Origin of the sequence: Staphylococcus xylosus (assembly GCF_002732165.1) — a bacterium.
In the GTDB taxonomy this organism is placed as follows: domain Bacteria; phylum Bacillota; class Bacilli; order Staphylococcales; family Staphylococcaceae; genus Staphylococcus; species Staphylococcus xylosus.
Genome location: NZ_MRZO01000001.1, coordinates 51,574 through 69,727, shown reverse-complemented (window position 1 = coordinate 69,727; position 18,154 = coordinate 51,574). Strand labels below are relative to the sequence as shown.

At 30.8% G+C, this 18,154-nt stretch carries 21 protein-coding genes and 1 riboswitch; of the genes, 9 read left to right on the top strand and 12 right to left on the bottom strand.

Annotated elements, in window-relative coordinates; translation table 11 throughout:
• Nucleotides 1–344: 344 nt before the first annotated feature.
• Nucleotides 345–1,199: a peptidoglycan release complex glucosaminidase SagB gene (gene sagB, locus BTM19_RS00435; RefSeq protein WP_029376994.1), complete on the bottom strand. Its 855-nt coding sequence runs from the start codon at nucleotides 1,197–1,199 to the stop codon at nucleotides 345–347.
• A gap of 164 nt (nucleotides 1,200–1,363) precedes the next feature.
• Nucleotides 1,364–1,588: a hypothetical protein gene (locus tag BTM19_RS00430; RefSeq protein ID WP_017722196.1), complete on the bottom strand. Its 225-nt coding sequence runs from the start codon at nucleotides 1,586–1,588 to the stop codon at nucleotides 1,364–1,366.
• Nucleotides 1,589–1,775: 187 nt separating this feature from the next.
• On the opposite strand from BTM19_RS00430, the gene BTM19_RS00425 reads away from it, so the two are divergent.
• A complete protein-coding gene (locus BTM19_RS00425; RefSeq protein ID WP_307726008.1) occupies nucleotides 1,776–2,273 on the top strand; it encodes a sigma-70 family RNA polymerase sigma factor in 498 nt (165 codons plus the stop codon).
• Nucleotides 2,274–2,285: 12 nt separating this feature from the next.
• The gene (locus tag BTM19_RS00420; RefSeq protein ID WP_099265701.1) at nucleotides 2,286–2,708 is read left to right on the top strand and encodes a competence protein ComK; all 423 of its coding nucleotides are present in this window, start codon (nucleotides 2,286–2,288) and stop codon (nucleotides 2,706–2,708) included.
• A gap of 8 nt (nucleotides 2,709–2,716) precedes the next feature.
• Here BTM19_RS00420 and BTM19_RS00415 read toward each other — a convergent pair whose 3' ends face one another.
• From BTM19_RS00415 to BTM19_RS00405, 3 genes are all read right to left on the bottom strand, one after another.
• Entirely contained in the window at nucleotides 2,717–3,166 is a 450-nt protein-coding gene (locus BTM19_RS00415; RefSeq protein WP_029376991.1) for a hypothetical protein, read from the bottom strand.
• A 136-nt stretch (nucleotides 3,167–3,302) separates the two neighbouring features.
• Nucleotides 3,303–3,938, bottom strand: coding sequence for a pentapeptide repeat-containing protein (locus BTM19_RS00410; protein WP_029376990.1), 636 nt, complete (start codon nucleotides 3,936–3,938; stop codon nucleotides 3,303–3,305).
• A gap of 209 nt (nucleotides 3,939–4,147) precedes the next feature.
• Entirely contained in the window at nucleotides 4,148–4,861 is a 714-nt protein-coding gene (locus BTM19_RS00405) for a transaldolase (protein ID WP_029376989.1), read from the bottom strand.
• Nucleotides 4,862–5,150: 289 nt separating this feature from the next.
• Between BTM19_RS00405 and BTM19_RS00400 the strand changes: the two genes are divergently transcribed.
• From BTM19_RS00400 to BTM19_RS00390, 3 genes are all read left to right on the top strand, one after another.
• Nucleotides 5,151–5,456 carry a hypothetical protein gene (locus tag BTM19_RS00400; RefSeq protein WP_029376988.1) on the top strand — a complete coding sequence of 102 codons (306 nt, stop codon included), beginning with the start codon at nucleotides 5,151–5,153 and terminating at the stop codon, nucleotides 5,454–5,456.
• Nucleotides 5,457–5,685: 229 nt separating this feature from the next.
• On the top strand, nucleotides 5,686–6,051 hold the full coding sequence (gene crcB, locus BTM19_RS00395; protein WP_029376987.1) for a fluoride efflux transporter CrcB: 366 nt from the start codon (nucleotides 5,686–5,688) through the stop codon (nucleotides 6,049–6,051).
• Entirely contained in the window at nucleotides 6,048–6,401 is a 354-nt protein-coding gene (locus BTM19_RS00390; protein WP_029376986.1) for a fluoride efflux transporter FluC, read from the top strand. The genes crcB and BTM19_RS00390 overlap by 4 nt, the downstream gene beginning before the upstream one ends.
• Before the next feature lie 140 nt (nucleotides 6,402–6,541).
• Here the strand turns inward: BTM19_RS00390 and BTM19_RS00385 are convergent, their stop codons facing one another.
• The 3 genes from BTM19_RS00385 to metK form a co-directional block, all read right to left on the bottom strand.
• Complete coding sequence (locus BTM19_RS00385; protein WP_099265700.1) at nucleotides 6,542–7,378, bottom strand: aldo/keto reductase; 837 nt, start codon at nucleotides 7,376–7,378, stop codon at nucleotides 6,542–6,544.
• Between the two features lie 214 nt (nucleotides 7,379–7,592).
• Nucleotides 7,593–8,501, bottom strand: coding sequence for a nuclease-related domain-containing protein (locus tag BTM19_RS00380; protein WP_029376984.1), 909 nt, complete (start codon nucleotides 8,499–8,501; stop codon nucleotides 7,593–7,595).
• 93 nt (nucleotides 8,502–8,594) lie between these two features.
• Nucleotides 8,595–9,791: a methionine adenosyltransferase gene (metK, locus tag BTM19_RS00375; RefSeq protein ID WP_029376983.1), complete on the bottom strand. Its 1,197-nt coding sequence runs from the start codon at nucleotides 9,789–9,791 to the stop codon at nucleotides 8,595–8,597.
• A 109-nt stretch (nucleotides 9,792–9,900) separates the two neighbouring features.
• Nucleotides 9,901–10,013, bottom strand: a riboswitch (SAM riboswitch).
• A 166-nt stretch (nucleotides 10,014–10,179) separates the two neighbouring features.
• On the opposite strand from metK, the gene pckA reads away from it, so the two are divergent.
• Nucleotides 10,180–11,769: a phosphoenolpyruvate carboxykinase (ATP) gene (pckA, locus tag BTM19_RS00370; protein WP_029376981.1), complete on the top strand. Its 1,590-nt coding sequence runs from the start codon at nucleotides 10,180–10,182 to the stop codon at nucleotides 11,767–11,769.
• 64 nt (nucleotides 11,770–11,833) lie between these two features.
• Here pckA and BTM19_RS00365 read toward each other — a convergent pair whose 3' ends face one another.
• A complete protein-coding gene (locus tag BTM19_RS00365; protein WP_029376980.1) occupies nucleotides 11,834–12,607 on the bottom strand; it encodes an alpha/beta hydrolase family protein in 774 nt (257 codons plus the stop codon).
• Nucleotides 12,591–13,067 (bottom strand): RNA deprotection pyrophosphohydrolase, encoded by a 477-nt coding sequence (ytkD, locus tag BTM19_RS00360; RefSeq protein WP_037556911.1) that lies wholly within the window; start codon nucleotides 13,065–13,067, stop codon nucleotides 12,591–12,593. Before ytkD ends, BTM19_RS00365 begins: the two co-directional genes overlap by 17 nt.
• A 66-nt stretch (nucleotides 13,068–13,133) precedes the next feature.
• Here ytkD and yidD point away from each other — a divergent pair, with 66 nt between their 5' ends.
• A complete protein-coding gene (gene yidD / locus BTM19_RS00355) occupies nucleotides 13,134–13,370 on the top strand; it encodes a membrane protein insertion efficiency factor YidD (RefSeq protein ID WP_029376978.1) in 237 nt (78 codons plus the stop codon).
• Here the strand turns inward: yidD and menC are convergent.
• Both menC and menE read right to left on the bottom strand, forming a co-directional pair.
• A complete protein-coding gene (gene menC / locus BTM19_RS00350; RefSeq protein ID WP_029376977.1) occupies nucleotides 13,367–14,371 on the bottom strand; it encodes an o-succinylbenzoate synthase in 1,005 nt (334 codons plus the stop codon). The genes yidD and menC overlap by 4 nt on opposite strands.
• A gap of 19 nt (nucleotides 14,372–14,390) precedes the next feature.
• Nucleotides 14,391–15,770 (bottom strand): o-succinylbenzoate--CoA ligase, encoded by a 1,380-nt coding sequence (menE, locus tag BTM19_RS00345; protein WP_029376976.1) that lies wholly within the window; start codon nucleotides 15,768–15,770, stop codon nucleotides 14,391–14,393.
• Nucleotides 15,771–16,036: 266 nt separating this feature from the next.
• Here menE and BTM19_RS00340 point away from each other — a divergent pair, with 266 nt between their 5' ends.
• Nucleotides 16,037–16,600, top strand: coding sequence for a PepSY domain-containing protein (locus tag BTM19_RS00340; RefSeq protein ID WP_029376975.1), 564 nt, complete (start codon nucleotides 16,037–16,039; stop codon nucleotides 16,598–16,600).
• 552 nt (nucleotides 16,601–17,152) lie between these two features.
• Nucleotides 17,153–18,154, top strand: a complete 1,002-nt coding sequence (locus BTM19_RS00335; protein ID WP_029376974.1) for a glycosyltransferase family 2 protein — start codon at nucleotides 17,153–17,155, stop codon at nucleotides 18,152–18,154.

Sequence of the window (18,154 nt, the reverse complement as noted above, 5' to 3'; positions counted from 1 at the left end):
AAAGTATTTATCTCTACACTTATGTTATTTATTCTTATTAGTCAAAAAAACAAAGCTAAATAAAGCCGAAAATTCCTAATAACCGTTATCATAATAAAAAGCCAAACGTCAGTTGACACTTGGCTTTTTATTATGATTTTTTTAATTGAAATTGAACATAGCCTTTTTCAAATAATCAACTAATCTATATTATCTATACAATGCTAAACTTATTATAAACAAAGCAATATAATAGTATTTTTACAAATCAATAAATTATAAAAACATCTATAAAAATAAAAAAATGCCAACAAAGTTAACAACCTCGTTGGCAGGATATAACCATACGCTTAGCACATGGTTATTTATTGTGTTTTATGCTTTTCATCATCTTTATAAACAAAGTATTTGTAATACTTACCTTCTGTTTTCATATCTTTATAGAAATTAGCCATTAAACTTGCATTACTTTCAGCCCATTTAATGTCGGTAGCGTATTGGTGTTCACCAGGGTTTTTAGGATTCCATCTCATGCTATAAAGAGTGTTTTGATCTTTATTGGATAAAAAGTGATCATGAATAAAGTTTGCGCCACCACTTATAGCTTTTTCAGGTGTATCCCAACCATGTTTCTTGGCATATTCTGATCCAGTTTTGATTGGATCTTCATCTAATGCGCCGACCCCAAAAAAGTTGTAATATTTTTTCCCATCAATTTCTACACCACTTGCAAGTTCACTCTTTGCCGAACCTGTTTCTAGTAAAGCATGGGATATTAAATAAACTTCATTTACATGTTTATTTTTTGCTGCATTTAAAAAGTCATCTGAATGCTTTAATAATATTGGATTGTCAATTAACATACGTTTAATTCTGTTTTCATCAATTCCTTGGTATTTATCCAACTCTAAAAATTGGTATTTTTGAGTATCACTATCTATAAACTCACTACTATTCATTGCGGCTTTTATCTCAGTAGATGATGCATCTCTCCAACTTTTATTATCTTTACTTGAGACTTGTTGGCTTGTGTAGTTATCAATTTGCTTTTTAGATGCTTTATCTAAAGTAACTTTTAGATTTTCAACTTTTTCTTGTTCATTTACATCTTTAAAAAAGATTTGATCTGATATCATTGTAAAAACAATAACAGCAGCTACACCTAAGATTATCAACAAACCAATAATTGATAATATAGAGCCCTTTTTATGCTTCGTCATGTTCACACCTCTTAGGTAATAATTAGGAATGGAGCCTCTTTAATCTATGTAATACTACTATTGAGACTATCTGATAATAAAGTTTAACACTAAATACTTAATCGTACAATTTAATCTGATTGTTGTCATATATTCATAAAAAAAGTAATGAAATTTTAATTTCATTACTCTTGACTTTTACGATATTCCATTATGATAAAACTTGCTGCTTGAGATCTATTTTTATAATAATAACGGTTCAAATCTATTGCGCCCTCTATTTCACCATCTCGATACATCATTTCATTTGTCATGTTATTAATCATAACAAAGTCTGATTTATCTTTAATTATATCTAAATCATTATGTTTCGCAAAAAAATGTTCTAAATTTAAATGTGCGTAATCCATACAAACCTCCTGATAATTGTCCGAAGATAATATTTATCTCTAAATGCTATATCTTTAAGTTGAATACGCGTTAATGTTATAAAACTTAAATTTATCTACCTTATGACTTCTATTTAACACCTTATGTAACTATTTAGCAAATGAAATTTATTATTTTTTACAATAAACTAAATCTATCCGGAAATTTATGTTGTATATACAACAATGGAGTCTAACAATGAACTATAATGAATTGTATAAAAATTTCAAGCACATAATATATTTTCTTCTCAAAAAATATAATATTAAGTACAATAATGATGAATATGTACAATTACTCATGATAAAAATGTGGGAATTATCAAAAGTATATACCCCTCAAAAATCTTCTTTGAATTCATTTTTATATACTCGTCTCAATTACTTTATTATCGACCTTTTTCGTTCGCAACACACTATTCAGACATATAACATATTTGAATTAGATAACCTTCCTAATATTAATTACCCCTTCGATGATGCTCGAATCTTGTATAATAATTTTCTTTCCTATTTATCGGAAAAAGAACAACTTTGGCTCCGATTAAAATTAGCAGGCTATAAACAAAAAGAGTTAGCTAAAGAGTTAAATTGTTCAATTTCCACATTAAAAAATTATCAAAACAGAGTCAAAATCAAGTATAAAAACTATTATCTTAATAAATGAGGTGAAACATTCATGTCTAATCTAACTAAAATATTATATTTCAAAACAGCAATAGGACCAGAGATATTTACAATATGCCAATACACTACACATCAATTTATATATCCATCTCCAATCAATCAAACTATTAACTACATTTTAGAAAAGTATCAACGTTCACATAAAGTACAACTTGGACAGTCTAAACGAATATTAAAAATTAAGAAGTTAGTACCTATTTATATCGATTATCAAACAACAATATTTCCTGTAAAACCCCAACGTTCCCCCATACAATATTATATCAACGCTTGTACTATTAACGGATTAAAATCCAAAGGTTCATCCACAATAATTTATTTTGACAATGGTACATTTATCACTGTAGATGCCCCGTATATTTTTATATATAAAAAATGGCAAGAAAGTTTAACACTTTCTCACCTTTTAAGCTAGTTTCATTACTATAAAGTTTTATTGTGTTTATATTCCAATAGTTTTTTCGTAAAATACCCAGTTACTACTTTTATCATATATAGACTGACTATAAGTAATAACAATGCTCCAGCCAAGGTTAACAGAACAGTAACTGTCGATAGCTCTACTTCCGGCTTAATGAAATATTGTACTGAAGTCAAACTTGTCAGAAAACCAAACAAGAACAAACCAATAAGTACGATATACGTACCTAAAATACCTAATAATAGTAAGAATAATTGGGTACTTGAAACGACTTTTTCTTTAAAAATATATTCCTTTAAAAATTGATTTGAGAAAGCAACTGGACGCTTTAATTGTTCACTTTCATTTGAATCAACTGCTTTAGACAACACTTCATCTAATTTGTTTTTCTCTTTTTTGTTTAAAAACCACAACTGCTTTTTTACTTTTTGCTTAAAGATATTTGCTTTCATTTGAAATGTTCTCCTTTATTACGTTCACATCACTTCAGTTACTCACTTAAATAATAAATCAATTATCACAGTGATTCAATTAAAATTGAGGGTTTTCAAAATAAATATGTATTACGACTGCCTTATTTCTTTATATTTAGTCAACGACAACGATACCAATTAATTTGGCAATTTGGATAGCTTGTTCACTCGATACTTTGCATCCTATTAAATCATCTTTTCCAACAATGATATGTTCAAAAAATGATTGACTTATATCACAACTTTTTAACGACGTTTGATAGATTGACATATGATTGAGTTCAGATTTAAAAAATTCCACGTTTTTAAGCGTAGTATTATGAAATTCAGCATTTTCTAGATCACTTGTATTGATTCTAAATACATCGATTTTCGATTCTATCAAATTTATAAAATTTGCTTTTACTTCTTCAAATGTAATATGACTTAATCTCATATTTTTGAGTAATGTTCCTGTCATTCTACAATTTTTAAAAGTAACCCTATGAATCGTACCATAAGCCATCAGAGAATTAGAAAAATCACAGTTTTCAAATACGACATCTGTAAAATCAGCACGTCCTAAATCCGAATTAGCAAAGCTGCAATCTTTGATAGTCGATCCATAGATTAATAATCTATCTAATGCTTTTTCTTCCAATGATGAATTTGAGATTTCTGCTAATTCTATGAGATCATCAACTTCATCAAATACATCTGTCAGCTCTTTCTTTTCTAAGTGGGCGTTAATTTTAGGTGGATGTATTTTCATCACTTCACTCCTACCAAACTAATCATTACATGCGTCATAATATTGAACAAAAAAAGAATTAGCCAGAAAATTTATAATATACAGTATATCAGATATATTTCAAAATTTTTATATTTTTAAAGTATAAAAAAAGACCGAGACATAACTAATTGTCTCGGTCTTTTTACTTATATTTAAATTTACAATAAAACTCAAATTACTTTTTAGAATTAAAGAATAGATAAGCCAGAACTTTGGATATCTTTTGCAAATCCTTCAACTGTATCTACTGATAGTTCATTAATATCACGGCCAAGATTATTGTTTACTTTTTTAACAACATCTGCTGGACATGTGATGATATCAGCACCAACTTCATCAGCTTGTATAACGTTAATTACTTCGCGACAACTAGCCCATAATAATTTCACGCCGTCTTTACTATGTGTAATTTCAGCAGCTTCTTTCATCATAGGAATTGGGTCGACCCCTGTGTCAGCAATACGACCAGCAAATACTGATACATAAGTTGGAACGCCTTCAGTGACAGCATCTGTAATTTCTTTAACTTGATCTAATGTATAAACAGCAGTTACGTTTAAACGAACATTTTCTGCTGATAATTTTTTAATTAGAGAAATAGTTGATTCACCTTTTGTGTTTACAACTGGAATTTTAACAAATACATTACTACCATATTGTTTTAAAATTTCCGCTTCTTTTGCCATAGTTTCTAAATCATCTGCAAATACTTCAAATGAGATAGAAGCATCAGGAATCTCGCGAACAGCTTCTTCAGCGAAAGCTTTATAGTCTGTAACACCTGCTTTTGCCATTAAACTTGGGTTAGTAGTAAAACCATCAACCTGTTTATTTTTATAAGCTGCTTTCATTTCTTCAATATCTGCACCATCTGCAAATACTTCAACATTTAATTTTGCCATTACTTATTCCTCCTGACTTAATTAAATAATTCAATTAAGAATTATTTGATAACGGTTATTAACCATTATTAACCATACAACTTAGTTATACCATCTATAAAGTATTAATTCTAATTTTTTGCTTAAATTCAGAATATTTTTAAAGTAATATTAAACTTTTATTATATGAGAGTACTCATCCTACATAAGCATATATTCAATATGTTAATATACTATATAAATATAAAATTCATTAGTTTTTAGTGAATTTATGGTATTATGGTTAAATGAATTGCATTAGGAGGTACAAATGGCACGTTCAAAACTTTATTTTTATTTATCTACTTTATTGGTTATTATTAGTTTTTATTTTAATACAAGAAATCCTCTATTAAACATGCATTTTAATTCGATGATAAAATTAATATTTGTTTGTAGTATTATAAATGCTATTATTTTAATAATTTCCATAATTTTTGCTGATAAATCAATCAAACATCTACATGAAGAGTCAGATTGGATACGAAGAGCAAGTAAAGTATTACCATACGTTATTTTAGTCGTAATTGTTATTCATATTCTTGCTTCTCTATCGACATTTGGCATAATATTCTAATTAAGAGGCTAGGACAACGGTAGATGTCTTAGCCTCTATAATTTTGGTTAAAAGATTCTTTGATCTAATTAAATAAGCCTTAAGTATAGGCAATATCGGACAAATTCAATTATAAATACATTCTAAATTTCTAATTAAATTTGATATTATAAAAACAATAAATAAGATTTAATAGCAATGTCATGTTGCTAAAACTTGCACTTTTTTTAAGAAAGGAAGCATGCCAACAATGCAATATTTATATATTTTTGTAGGAGGCGCTGTCGGTGCTTTACTCAGATACTTGTTTTCATTTATAAGTGTTAATTCTACTTTTCCTATTGGCACATTTATCGCTAATATTTTAGGCGCATTTCTAATGGGGTTTCTTGGGACACTGACTTTACAATATTACAAGAATAATCCACTTTTTAAAAAAGGTATTACTACAGGCCTGTTAGGTGCAATGACTACCTTTTCAACATTTCAATTTGAGCTTATACATTTATTTGAGCAACAAGCTTATTTAGCTGTTTCTATTTATGCAATCAGTAGTTATGTTTTAGGAATAATCTTATGCTATATTGGGGTTAGATTGGGGGTACGTTACTCATGATTAACTGTTTATTAATCATGTTAGGCGGTGGCATAGGTGCAGTTATCCGTGGTTTTATCACTAATTTTTTTAATCGCAAATTTAATAGTGTATTACCAGTTGCAACGCCTTTTGTTAACATAGTAGGTAGTTTTATCATTGGGTTCCTATTAGGTTCGGCACTTAAATTAGATTGGATTGAACCCTTTGTAATCGTTGGTATTTTAGGCGGTCTTACTACCTTCTCTACTTTGTCATCTGAACTCGTCCAACTATTAATGACTAAAAAGAAATTTACTTATTTCATCATTTATTCAGTACTCCAATATGGTGTTTCCTTTTTAGCTTGTTTATTAGGTTACATGCTTTAACGAATAACCTAAAAAAGTGCATTATAATAAAGCCACAAAATCATTAAATTGTATTTGTGGCTTTTTATGTGCTTCACATTACCTATGTCTGTTAATGACAGTCTCATCAAGTCTGTATTAATATTGTTGTATATTGTTCGTTAATGACCACTGTATTTTGCAGGATCTGGTCCAATTCTACGTTCTTCATTGAGGTTATCTAATTTTTCTATTTGTTCAGCTGTTAAAGCAAAATCAAATACATTAATGTTCTCTTCTATTCTAGAAGGAGTAACTGACTTCGGAATTACTACTACACCATGTTCAATATTCCATCTAATAATTACTTGAGCCGGTGATTTACCCACTTCATTAGCTACTGCATTTAACGTTTCATCTTCCAAAATTTGTGCGTTCATTAACGGCGACCATGACTCCATATGAATATTTTGAACTTCAAGATATCTATTTAAAGATGATTGTAATAAATATGGATGGAATTCTACTTGATTTATTACTGGTTTAATTGAAACTTGTGCTAATAAAGCTTCCAAATGTTCAATATTAAAGTTACTTACACCAATATTTTTCACTTTATCATTTTTATAAAGGTCTTCCATACCCTGCCAAGTATCAATCATCAATGCTTCATCAGTTCCAGGCCAATGCATAAGATATAAATCTAAATAGTCTAAACCTAATTTGTTTAAACTTGTCTCATAAGCATCAGCAACATTTTGTCGACCATAGTCATCAAGCCATAATTTAGAAGTAATGAATAAGTCACTTCTTTTTAATCCTGTTGAAGCTAATCCTTCAGCAATACCTTGACCTACTTTATCTTCGTTTTCATAAATCATTGCTGTATCAATATGTGTATAGCCATTTTCAATTGCATGTTTTACTGATGCTGCACATTCATCATTATTCTCCACGCGAAATGTGCCCAATCCAACAATCGGCATCTCATTACCATTATAAAATGTAATATTTTCCAAGTTAAAATCCCCTTTTTATTTTGTTAATTATTATACTAATCAATATTCCCAAATATATAAATAAAAATGCCTATATGTTTATAATTAATTTGTGGTTAAATTATTTATAAATTTCTATAATCTACAAAAAAACTGTCAACAAAAGTCTAATTGCTTTTGTTGACAGTTTATACTAAATAGCATTATTTATTATCAAAATATAAAATTTGTATCTTTAGTTAAATGATTCAATTTCATCCATAACACGTTGTAAATCTTCAACGTTATATTGAATGCGACCATGGAATACGAATTTATTAAAGAATTCATCCAATTGTTCTGGACCAACTAACACTTTGGTGTTTGAACTTTGCGCATAGTTTGAAATTGTTACATCGCCTTCATTTTTAGGGTTGAAATATAAAATTGTTGTTGGTGTGAATTTTAAATTCAATTCTGTTTGAATATCACCAGCTAGTTTCTCAATATCATTTAAATGAGTCGTGTAATTAACAAAAGATAATGAATTTTCATCTTCATTTTGATCTAATACAAGTGTTTGTGGTTCTTGTCTATCAAGGTCCAACGTGTTAAACACTTGTTCCATTGTTGGTTGCTCTTTAAATTGTGCAGCACTCACACCATTATATACATGACCCTTTAATAATTGAGAATCAATGATATATAAACCAGTACGCGTAAGTACTAAGTGGCTAATGCGCTGTACATCATTAAATTCATTCTTAGGTAAAAATATGTTCGCCATAATGTGCATATCTTCTGGGCGAATTCTTTTCTCATTTACTAATCTTTCTCGAATACCAATAAGTCTCATATCAGTTACATATTCACTTTGATTTTTAGAGAACAATTTTAATGCATCAATTTCTCTATTTTTCGAACTAACTGTAGCATTATATTCTTCTTTTTGCTTTGTTACTGTTTTTTTATTTTCAATTCTTTCTTTTTCTAATTCTTCCTCATGCTCGTCGCTTAGTTTTTGTTCTCTGGTTTTGTATTGTTCCTCTACCTTTTGTTGTGCTTTCTTTTTACTTTTCAAAGCAATGATAAATAAAATGAAACAAATTACTGCTACAACAATTGCCACAATTAAACCAATCTCTAATGGTCCAAATGAATTCATAACAAAAAACGCTCCTTTATGTGTTCAGTAACTTAATTATAATAGATAAACATATAGTATTCGATAGTAAAGCTAAAAATATTTTTACTCTAGTTAAGCTTTAACTGTATCTTTTAATAAATTAATTTTATCTAACTTTTCCCATGGTAATAATACGTCTGTACGACCAAAATGACCGTATGCAGCAGTTTGTTTATAAATAGGATGTTTCAAGTCTAACATTTTAATAATTCCAGCTGGTCTTAAATCAAAATGTTGTCTAACTGCCTCAACCAATTCATTTTCTTTAACTTTTCCTGTACCAAATGTATCTATAGAAATAGAAACAGGTTCAGCTACACCAATAGCATATGCAAGTTGCACCTCACATTTGTCTGCTAATTCAGCAGCAACGATATTTTTCGCTACATAACGTGCAGCATATGCAGCAGAACGGTCTACTTTAGTCGGATCTTTACCACTAAAGCATCCCCCACCATGGCGTGCATAACCACCATATGTATCAACAATTATTTTACGTCCAGTAAGCCCAGCATCACCTTGTGGCCCACCTATAACGAAACGACCAGTAGGATTGATATAAAATTTGGTATTCTCATCTAAAAGTGTTTCGGGTACCGTTGGATAAATGACATGTTTTTTAATATCGTCTTGAATTTGTGCTAATTCGATATCTTCGGCATGTTGTGTTGACACGACAATTGTATCAATACGATGTGGTTGATCTTGTTCATCATACTCAACAGTTACTTGTACTTTACCATCAGGACGTAAGTAATTTAATATTTCATCTTTACGTACATCTGATAAGCGTTTAGCAAGTTGATGTGATAAGAAAATTGGTAACGGCATGTAAGTATCCGTTTCGTTTGTAGCATAACCGAACATCAAACCTTGGTCACCCGCTCCAGTAGCTTCAATTTCCTCTTCTGATGCATCTTCACGATACTCTAAAGCTGTATCGACACCTTGAGCGATATCTGGTGACTGTTCGTCAATTGCCGTCAACACTGCCATTGTCTGGCTATCGTAACCGTATTTAGCACGTGTGTAACCTATCTCTTTAATTGTTTCTCTAACCACTTTTGGAATATCAACATATGTTGTTGTTGATATTTCTCCTGAAATAAGCGCCATGCCAGTAGTTACTGTCGTCTCACAAGCAACACGTGCATTTGGGTCATCTTTCAATATTTCATCCAATATAGCATCAGATACTTGATCCGCTATTTTATCTGGATGTCCTTCTGTTACCGATTCTGAAGTGAATAATCTTCTATTGTAAGTCATAATTTGCTCCTTTAGTTTTTAAATTACGAAAATTCTCTCTCTGTTGAGCTCATTAAAAAAGCCTTCTACACTATCAATAAATAGAGAGAAGGCCTTATACGTCCATTCGCTCTTATCGTTCAGACGATATTTGTCTGCAAACGGTTTGGCACCTTTCTTCCTATTAAGAAGAGGTTGCTGGGCTTCATTGGGTCCATGTCCCTCCGCCACTCAGGATAAGAGAATCCGTTAAGTCCTATAGTACAGAATCAACGATATAATGTCAATTTTACATTTATTAATATTTATTTAAAATTCCTTTTAAATTGGTATGGACTATTAATATATATGTGTTATACTCTGTAATTGTAAAGGCTTACAATAACTAAATAGCGTTGGAGGGATTAGTATGGCTGTAGATACATACACTTATACAAACAAAATTGAAAGCATTTTAGACAAAAAATCTTCATTATTTCAATTATCTACAACACAGTTGTATAACAAGATTTTAGATAATGATGAAGGAGAACTCACCGAATTAGGTGCAATTAACGCTAGAACAGGTAAATATACAGGTCGTTCACCAAAGGATAAGTTTATTGTAAATGAGCCATCTTATAGAGATGATATTGACTGGGGCAACGTTAACCAACCGATTGAAGAAGAAACATTTTTAAATTTATATGATAAGGTACTAAACTATTTAGACAAAAAAGATGAACTATATGTATTCAACGGTTATGCCGGTAGTGATCACGACTCACAATTAAAATTAACTGTTGTAAATGAATTAGCTTGGCATAATCTATTTGCTCAAAATATGTTTATACGCCCTAGCTCAAAAGAAGAAGCGCAAGAAATCAAACCAAACTTCACAATTATTTCAGCACCTCATTTTAAAGCCGATCCAGAGATTGACGGCACAAACTCAGAAACATTTATCATCACATCTTTCAAACATAAAGTCATCCTCATTGGCGGGACTGAATACGCTGGTGAAATGAAAAAAGGTATTTTCTCCGTAATGAACTATTTACTACCTAAAGATAACATTATGAGCATGCACTGTTCAGCTAACGTTGGAGACAAAGGTGACGTTGCTTTATTCTTTGGTCTTTCTGGCACTGGTAAAACAACACTATCAGCGGATCCAACACGTAAGCTAATTGGCGATGATGAACATGGTTGGAATGAAAATGGTATTTTTAACATAGAAGGTGGTTGTTATGCAAAAGCAATTAACCTTTCTTATAAAAAAGAACCTCAAATTTATGACGCTATTAAATATGGTACTATTTTAGAAAATGTTGTTGTAGATGAAGATGGTGACATTGACTTCGATGATAATCAATACACTGAAAACACTAGAGCAGCATATCCAATAGACCATATTGAAAATATTGTAACCCCATCTAAAGCGGCTCATCCTAATACAATTATTTTCTTAACTGCAGATGCTTTCGGTGTTTTACCACCTATTTCAAAACTGTCCAAAGATCAAGCAATGTATCATTTCTTGAGTGGATTCACTGCTAAATTAGCCGGTACAGAACGTGGCGTAACTGAGCCAGAACCTTCATTCTCTACATGTTTCGGTTCACCTTTCTTACCTCTAAACGCTAAAGTTTATGCTGATTTATTAGGTAACCTAATCGATCAACATGATGTAGATGTTTATCTTGTAAACACTGGTTGGACTGGTGGTAAATATGGCGTAGGACGTCGTATAAGCCTAAGTTACACAAGACAAATGGTAAATCAAGCAATTACAGGGCAATTAAGAGATGCTGAATATATTAAAGATGATATGTTCGGTTTAGATATTCCAGTCGAAGTTGAGGATGTCCCTCAAACACTATTGAATCCTATTAATGCTTGGAGTAAGCCAGAAGCGTACAGAGAACAAGCTCAAGATTTAATTAACCGTTTCAATCACAACTTTGAAAAATTTGGAGTAGAAGTTGATGATTTAGCAACACGTGGTGGGTTTAAATAATATTTGTTAAATTATATTATATAGTAAAGAGGATTGGGCGTTAACGCCCAATCCTCTTTATTTATTATATTTTATTCTCTTCGACATCTTTCATCCACTGTTTAATTTCATAAAGCGTTTGTTTTAGAGCGAACGGTCTAGGTACATGACCTTCCGACATTTGATAAAACGTACGATAAGTTGTTCCCTTTTCCTCTAATTGCTGTGCTAAATAATAGGCATGATGAATACCTACTTGTTTATCTTTTCCACCATGAACAATAAATATGGGCGGGCTTGACTTAGTAATTTGAGCTAATGCATCTCGTTGCTGATAGGCAGCAGCTTGCTTTTTAGGATGACCAATCATGCGTTTCAGCATGCCTCTTAAGTCGACGCGTTCTTCATACATTAAGTATATATCAGATACTCCACCCCAGATAATATAACTTGAGATTGGTAATTCTTGAAATGTGAGTAAACCTTGAAGTCCACCTCTTGAAAATCCAATCATATGAATGTCCGCATTAGGGTATTTTTGATGCAATATACGTATAGCGACCGTGACATCATTTAGATCCGCCCCATAAAATTCATCTTTACCCTCACTGCCATTATTCCCTCTATAATACGGACCAAAGACTAAAGTGCTTGTATCTGCAAACTGCATCATTCTAGCTGCCCTCACTTTACCTACCTGACCTTTGCCACCACGTAGATAAATCACAATTCTTTTTACATTTTTTTTCGGCGTCATTATTAAGCCTCGAACTTTTAAATTATCGACACGATATGTGACTTCATCAAATTTATGATGCATTGATTCAATCGGCATACATTTTCTATTTATAAAATCCAAGTGATATCACTCTCTCTAAACAGTGTAAAATCGCATCGTCCTTCAGCAAATAACTTTTGTTACTCTCTGGAATGTCAGCTATATCCTTATAAAATAACGGGCCATTTGTTTCTAAATAATCCACTTGATGACTTATCTCTGATACATTTACCATAAATACATCTTTTGTAAAACATAAACCATTCGTACGTTGTACTTCATATTGTGCAATATACTCACATTGCGCTATCGTTGCTCCTGTTTCTTCAAACAACTCTCGCGCAGCAGCTGCTTCACTTGTTTCTCCGTCTTCTTTTTTACCGCCGGGGAATTCAATGCCACGTAATTTGTGGTTTGTAAATAGCAACTGATCTTTATATTTCGGAATAATGAGAACATGATTTCCATCAGCAATATCTTCTTTATCTTTATATGATAAATATACGTTGTCATTATCTTTATCTTTAAACTTCATATACATCACTCTTCCCCTTATTATGTTAAACTAACTATGCTAAAGCTAAGTTATTTGTTGGAGGCAAAATTTATGAAAACTATATTTCTTGGACTCATTCATATATATCAACGATTTATATCACCATTAACGCCCGCAACTTGCCGTTTTTACCCTACTTGTTCTGAATATACAAGAGAAGCAATTCAAGTATATGGTGCATTCAAAGGTACGTGGTTAGGTATTAAACGGATTTCAAAATGCCATCCGCTTCATAAAGGCGGTTTTGACCCAGTACCCTTAAAGAAAAAAGATGACAACAAAGATTAATAAATTCTTGTTAATCTTGTACTTTTAACCTTTGGAGGCTCAAAATAAATTGAGCCTCTTTTTAATATACCTGCGCGGTCAACCATATCATTCTCAAAATAATAACCTTCTGGTGTAATATCACTTGGATAATTAGAAAATTGCGCTAGCATCGCAGTAAAATATCTACTTAATCCATACTCATACATGCCACCTATAACTATTTTTACATTTTTATCATTAAGCATTTTAATGATATCCATCACTTTATCAATCCCACCCAACCTAAAAGGTTTCAATACAACAACATCTATAGCGTAATTATCTAGAATCTCTAGAATGTTACCTACTGTGTCTGCCTTTTCATCTATAGCAACTGGTGGTAATTCGTATGCATCAAACTGATTTAGCATATTTAAAGATTTAAACGGCTCCTCTATATACAATAATTGATCATACCCAATTGTTGTTAACTTAGCTATCTCTGAATTGGTTATAGATTCATTAGCATCTATAACAACATCTGGTTTAAATGGTAATTGTTTAATTTTTTTTATATCATTTAAAATTGAATCAGACCATTTTACTTTAACACGTTGAGGTTGTGTTTGGGATAATTGCAAAATATTTTCTTCTGCTAAACCACTAATTGTTGCACCATAGGCTACGTTAAAATCTGTTAATTTGAAAAACATTTGATAACAAGCCATTACAATCATACTTCTAGTTGCTGGATATTTAGTTAAATGATTTAAACTACACAACATTTCATCGAAAGTATAAAACGCTATATTTTTAATACTTTCGAACCAATCTTTCACTTGGGTTTGTGCATCATCAATCGTTTCATTTGCATACCAATCAGTTTCAAACGCATTACACTCTCCATAGTAATATGAATTATTATCCGTAACTAAAGCTACAAACAACGCTTTACGTGTTTCAAGTTTTATTTTAGGTGTAATAATTGGGGTATTAAAACGTTCGTCGTAAACGTATAGATGCATATCAACTATTTTCATATAGACTCCTTATTACTTTTTATAAATGATTCCTTTGCAATTTACCTGTTGATGTATAAGGTAACGAAGTAACACGCTTAAATTGTTTTGGCACTTTATACTTTGCTAAATGATTTTCAAAGAATGCTACTAAATGTTTATTAGTTATAGCTTCTGAAGCAATATAATATAAATAAGGTACTTCCCCCCATGTATCATCTTCAATACCTACACACATTGCATCTTCGATAGATTCATGTTTTTTAGCAACTGTTTCTATTTGATAAGGATATATATTTTCTCCACCACTTATAATTAAATCTTTTCTACGGTCATATACCATAACATAACCTTCTTCATCTATTTCTGCTATATCACCCGTTTTAAAATAACCATCTACAAAGGTATCTTTTTTATTCATTGGAAAAAGATACCCATTCATAACATTGTCACCTTTAATTAATAATTCTCCATGACCATTAACATTTGGTTGAGAAATTTTCACTTCAACATTGTCACTCGGTTTTCCAACCGTGTCTGGTCTTAGTTTTAACATTTCTGGTGTTGCTGTTAAGAATTGCGAACACGTCTCAGTCATCCCAAAAGAATTATATATCGGTAAATTATATTCTAACGCTCTATTTATTAAAGATGTAGTTAGTTTAGCTCCACCAAGCAATATTTTTTCAATCGAGAATGGTTGATGCCACCCCTTGTCCATTAACCATTTCAAAGTCTGTGGTACTAATGATATATGTGTAGGTGTTTCCTCTCTTATTATCTTCATCATTTTATCAGCATCAAATTTCGCTTCAAGTCGTAATGTAAAACCTTCAATTAAGGCTCGTAACACTACGCTTAAACCAGAAATGTGATAAATCGGCAATACCGATAACCATTTTGTAGATTGACTAAATCCAAGACTCTCTTTACAACCTAATGCACTTGCATAATGGTTGTAAAAGGTTTGTGGCACTGCTTTCTGAGGTCCTGTAGTACCAGAAGTAAACATAATCGATGCGATACGATCATTTGAGAACGGCGCTTCAAATTCATATCCTTCCTGAGTCTGTAATGTTTGAAAATCTATCACTTCAATATCTCTTAAATGAAGCTGTTCCATCGATATAATTGTACTTACATCTATAGATTTCATTTGAGCAATCATTTCTTTTTTAGTTAATCTCGTATTTACCATAGCTATTTCTATGCCTGCTACCCATGCAGCATTTATAAGTACTATGGATTCAATTGTATTATTAATATATAAACCTATTCTATTTAACTCTAACTGTTTCAGACTATAGGCCAGCCTTTTAGCGCTATCATACATCTTCCCAAATGTAATTTGATTCACGCCATCATCGATAAATATCCCTTTACTATTTTGTTCAGCTTGCGCTTTTAACCAAAAATCCAATCTGTCATTCCTCCATCTCAATTATATTTATTATAACGTGTTTATATTTATTTAACAGGGTTCATGCACAAGACGTAATATTTTTTAATATTTCAACTATTTATAATCATTTTTGGTCACCTTATAATATAGAGGTTACTTTTATTTTTGATTTAGTTTAAATAAATTATTCAACTGGTTAAAAATCAATTTTTCACCTTTAATGTTTTGCTCATAGCAAATATTGGGTAATTATCTATTGTAAAAAAGATAAAGGAGTGAAACAGATGAAGTTTAAAAGTTTATCAGCAATTTTGTTATCTAGTCTATTATTAGCTAGTTGTGGCAATGGTTCATCTGACAGTGATTCAAAATCTGAAAATAAAAAAGATACAACATCCGATAACCAAGTTATCTCTATCAATAAAATCAAAACAAGTCCTGATGACGCCATTAAAAAAGCCCAAGAAACTTATAATAACCAAGATTTAAAAGGCATATCATATGAAAAAAGCAATGGTGAGTGGGCATATAAAATTGAACAACAAGGTGATAACAAAGAATCCGAAGTTATTATCTCTGATAAAAATAAAAAAATTTTAAATAAAGAACAAGAAAACGAAAACTCAATTAACAATGACGAGGCTTTTAAATATAATGAAGCCAACGATTATAAAGACGCTATTAAAAAAGGGCAAAAAGAATTTGATGGAAAAATCAAAGAATGGTCACTATCAAAAGACGATGGGAAACTTGTTTACGATTTAGACCTTAAAAACGACAAAGAAAAACATGAAATAACGATTGATGCTAAGAATGGTAAAGTGTTAAATAACGAACAAGATAATTAAGCATATATCTAGGTAAACATTTAATTATTGTCAATACGTCAAAGTCAATTTCTCTTAAAACACATTCCCTATTTCATCTAAAAGGAATTTATCGCCCTTCTTTGACTAAGATGACTAGATCGAAAGTTATCATTTCCATTAACTTCATAAATCAAGAACCACTTCTTTAGAGAAGTGGTTCTTTTAAAAATCGGCTTACTAATTACTTAAGTTGATTAGCGCTCTACATAATACCCACTTTAGTCACCGACTTTATATCAATTATTAATGCCTAAATATGTTACCAAATAGTCAATTTCTATTTTAATGTATATTATACTAATCGTATAATACCTCCTTTAATTTACATCCCTCTTATATTATTAACCCACTAACATTATTGAATAATTAAAATAAATCTTATTACTATCTAATATTTCATTACTGCATATAACTTTCGTTAATCTAACTTATTTTTTTATTATTTTTGCTTGTACTTATTTTAAAAACCGACTAACTACATATACTAATAATGCCTTCTTTGCTAACTTTGTAAAAAAGGAGGCGTTTAAAATTAAAAAAGTCAGCATAGTTATGCCAACATACAATAACGATTGTTCTCTTTCTCGTACAATCGATTCTGTTATTAATCAAACAATGGAGAAAACCAATTATGAGCTAATAATTGTAGACGATCATTCAACTAACTCGAATACATTAAATATTATTAAATCCTATACAAAAAAATACAGTAAGTTAATTAAATTCAAACGACTAAAATTCAACAGTGGTAGTGCTAGCAAACCAAGAAATAAAGGTATTGAAATGAGTAGTGGTCAGTATATTTTCTTTTTAGATTCTGACGATTTTTTACACCCGCGTGCTTTAGAAGACTTATATAATTATGGAATTAAACATAAAAGTGATTTGATTATTGGAAAATACGGCGTTAAAGGTAAAGGTAGAAGCGTACCTAAAGCTATATTTGAAAATGGAAATGTTCCGAAAGCTAATATTATTGAAAATAGTATGTTCTATGCTTTATCTGTACTCAAAATGTTTAAAAAAGCAATTATAGATAAAAATAAGTTAAGATTTAAAACATTTTCACAAACTGGTGAAGATCAACTATTCACTATAGAATTTCTAATGAACTCTAGGAATTATGCTATAAAAACAGATTACGAATACTACGTCGTAGTCAATAATTTTGATAATGGTACACATTTATCACATCAGAAAAGTTCTGGGAAACAATACTTTGCAACAATCAACGAAATTTATAACACCATTTACAAAAGCCCTATTTACAAAGATCCAAAAACACGGGACCAATTTGCTGGAAAATTTACTACGCGGTTATTTAGACACGGGCAAAAGAAAAATTTTGCAATTAGTAAAATGAAATATGAAGATAAAATTGAATGGTTGAAGTATTTTTCAAAAACACTTAATAGCGTTCCTAGAAGCGCCGATCAGTACGTTACACAAATTTTCAATATGAAATTAGAAGCCATAAGACAAAATAATTTGTTAGCTGTTATGGCAGCAGATAAATTCATTAAAGGAGAATAA

Coding starts and splice junctions, on each gene's coding strand:
- sagB (WP_029376994.1), bottom strand. CDS start 1,199: ATGACGAAGCATAAAAAGGGCTCTATATTATCAATTATTGGTTTGTTG.
- BTM19_RS00430 (WP_017722196.1), bottom strand. CDS start 1,588: ATGGATTACGCACATTTAAATTTAGAACATTTTTTTGCGAAACATAAT.
- BTM19_RS00425 (WP_307726008.1), top strand. CDS start 1,776: ATGTTGTATATACAACAATGGAGTCTAACAATGAACTATAATGAATTG.
- BTM19_RS00420 (WP_099265701.1), top strand. CDS start 2,286: ATGTCTAATCTAACTAAAATATTATATTTCAAAACAGCAATAGGACCA.
- BTM19_RS00415 (WP_029376991.1), bottom strand. CDS start 3,166: ATGAAAGCAAATATCTTTAAGCAAAAAGTAAAAAAGCAGTTGTGGTTT.
- BTM19_RS00410 (WP_029376990.1), bottom strand. CDS start 3,938: ATGAAAATACATCCACCTAAAATTAACGCCCACTTAGAAAAGAAAGAG.
- BTM19_RS00405 (WP_029376989.1), bottom strand. CDS start 4,861: ATGGCAAAATTAAATGTTGAAGTATTTGCAGATGGTGCAGATATTGAA.
- BTM19_RS00400 (WP_029376988.1), top strand. CDS start 5,151: ATGGCACGTTCAAAACTTTATTTTTATTTATCTACTTTATTGGTTATT.
- crcB (WP_029376987.1), top strand. CDS start 5,686: ATGCAATATTTATATATTTTTGTAGGAGGCGCTGTCGGTGCTTTACTC.
- BTM19_RS00390 (WP_029376986.1), top strand. CDS start 6,048: ATGATTAACTGTTTATTAATCATGTTAGGCGGTGGCATAGGTGCAGTT.
- BTM19_RS00380 (WP_029376984.1), bottom strand. CDS start 8,501: ATGAATTCATTTGGACCATTAGAGATTGGTTTAATTGTGGCAATTGTT.
- metK (WP_029376983.1), bottom strand. CDS start 9,791: ATGACTTACAATAGAAGATTATTCACTTCAGAATCGGTAACAGAAGGA.
- pckA (WP_029376981.1), top strand. CDS start 10,180: ATGGCTGTAGATACATACACTTATACAAACAAAATTGAAAGCATTTTA.
- ytkD (WP_037556911.1), bottom strand. CDS start 13,067: ATGTATATGAAGTTTAAAGATAAAGATAATGACAACGTATATTTATCA.
- yidD (WP_029376978.1), top strand. CDS start 13,134: ATGAAAACTATATTTCTTGGACTCATTCATATATATCAACGATTTATA.
- menC (WP_029376977.1), bottom strand. CDS start 14,371: ATGAAAATAGTTGATATGCATCTATACGTTTACGACGAACGTTTTAAT.
- BTM19_RS00340 (WP_029376975.1), top strand. CDS start 16,037: ATGAAGTTTAAAAGTTTATCAGCAATTTTGTTATCTAGTCTATTATTA.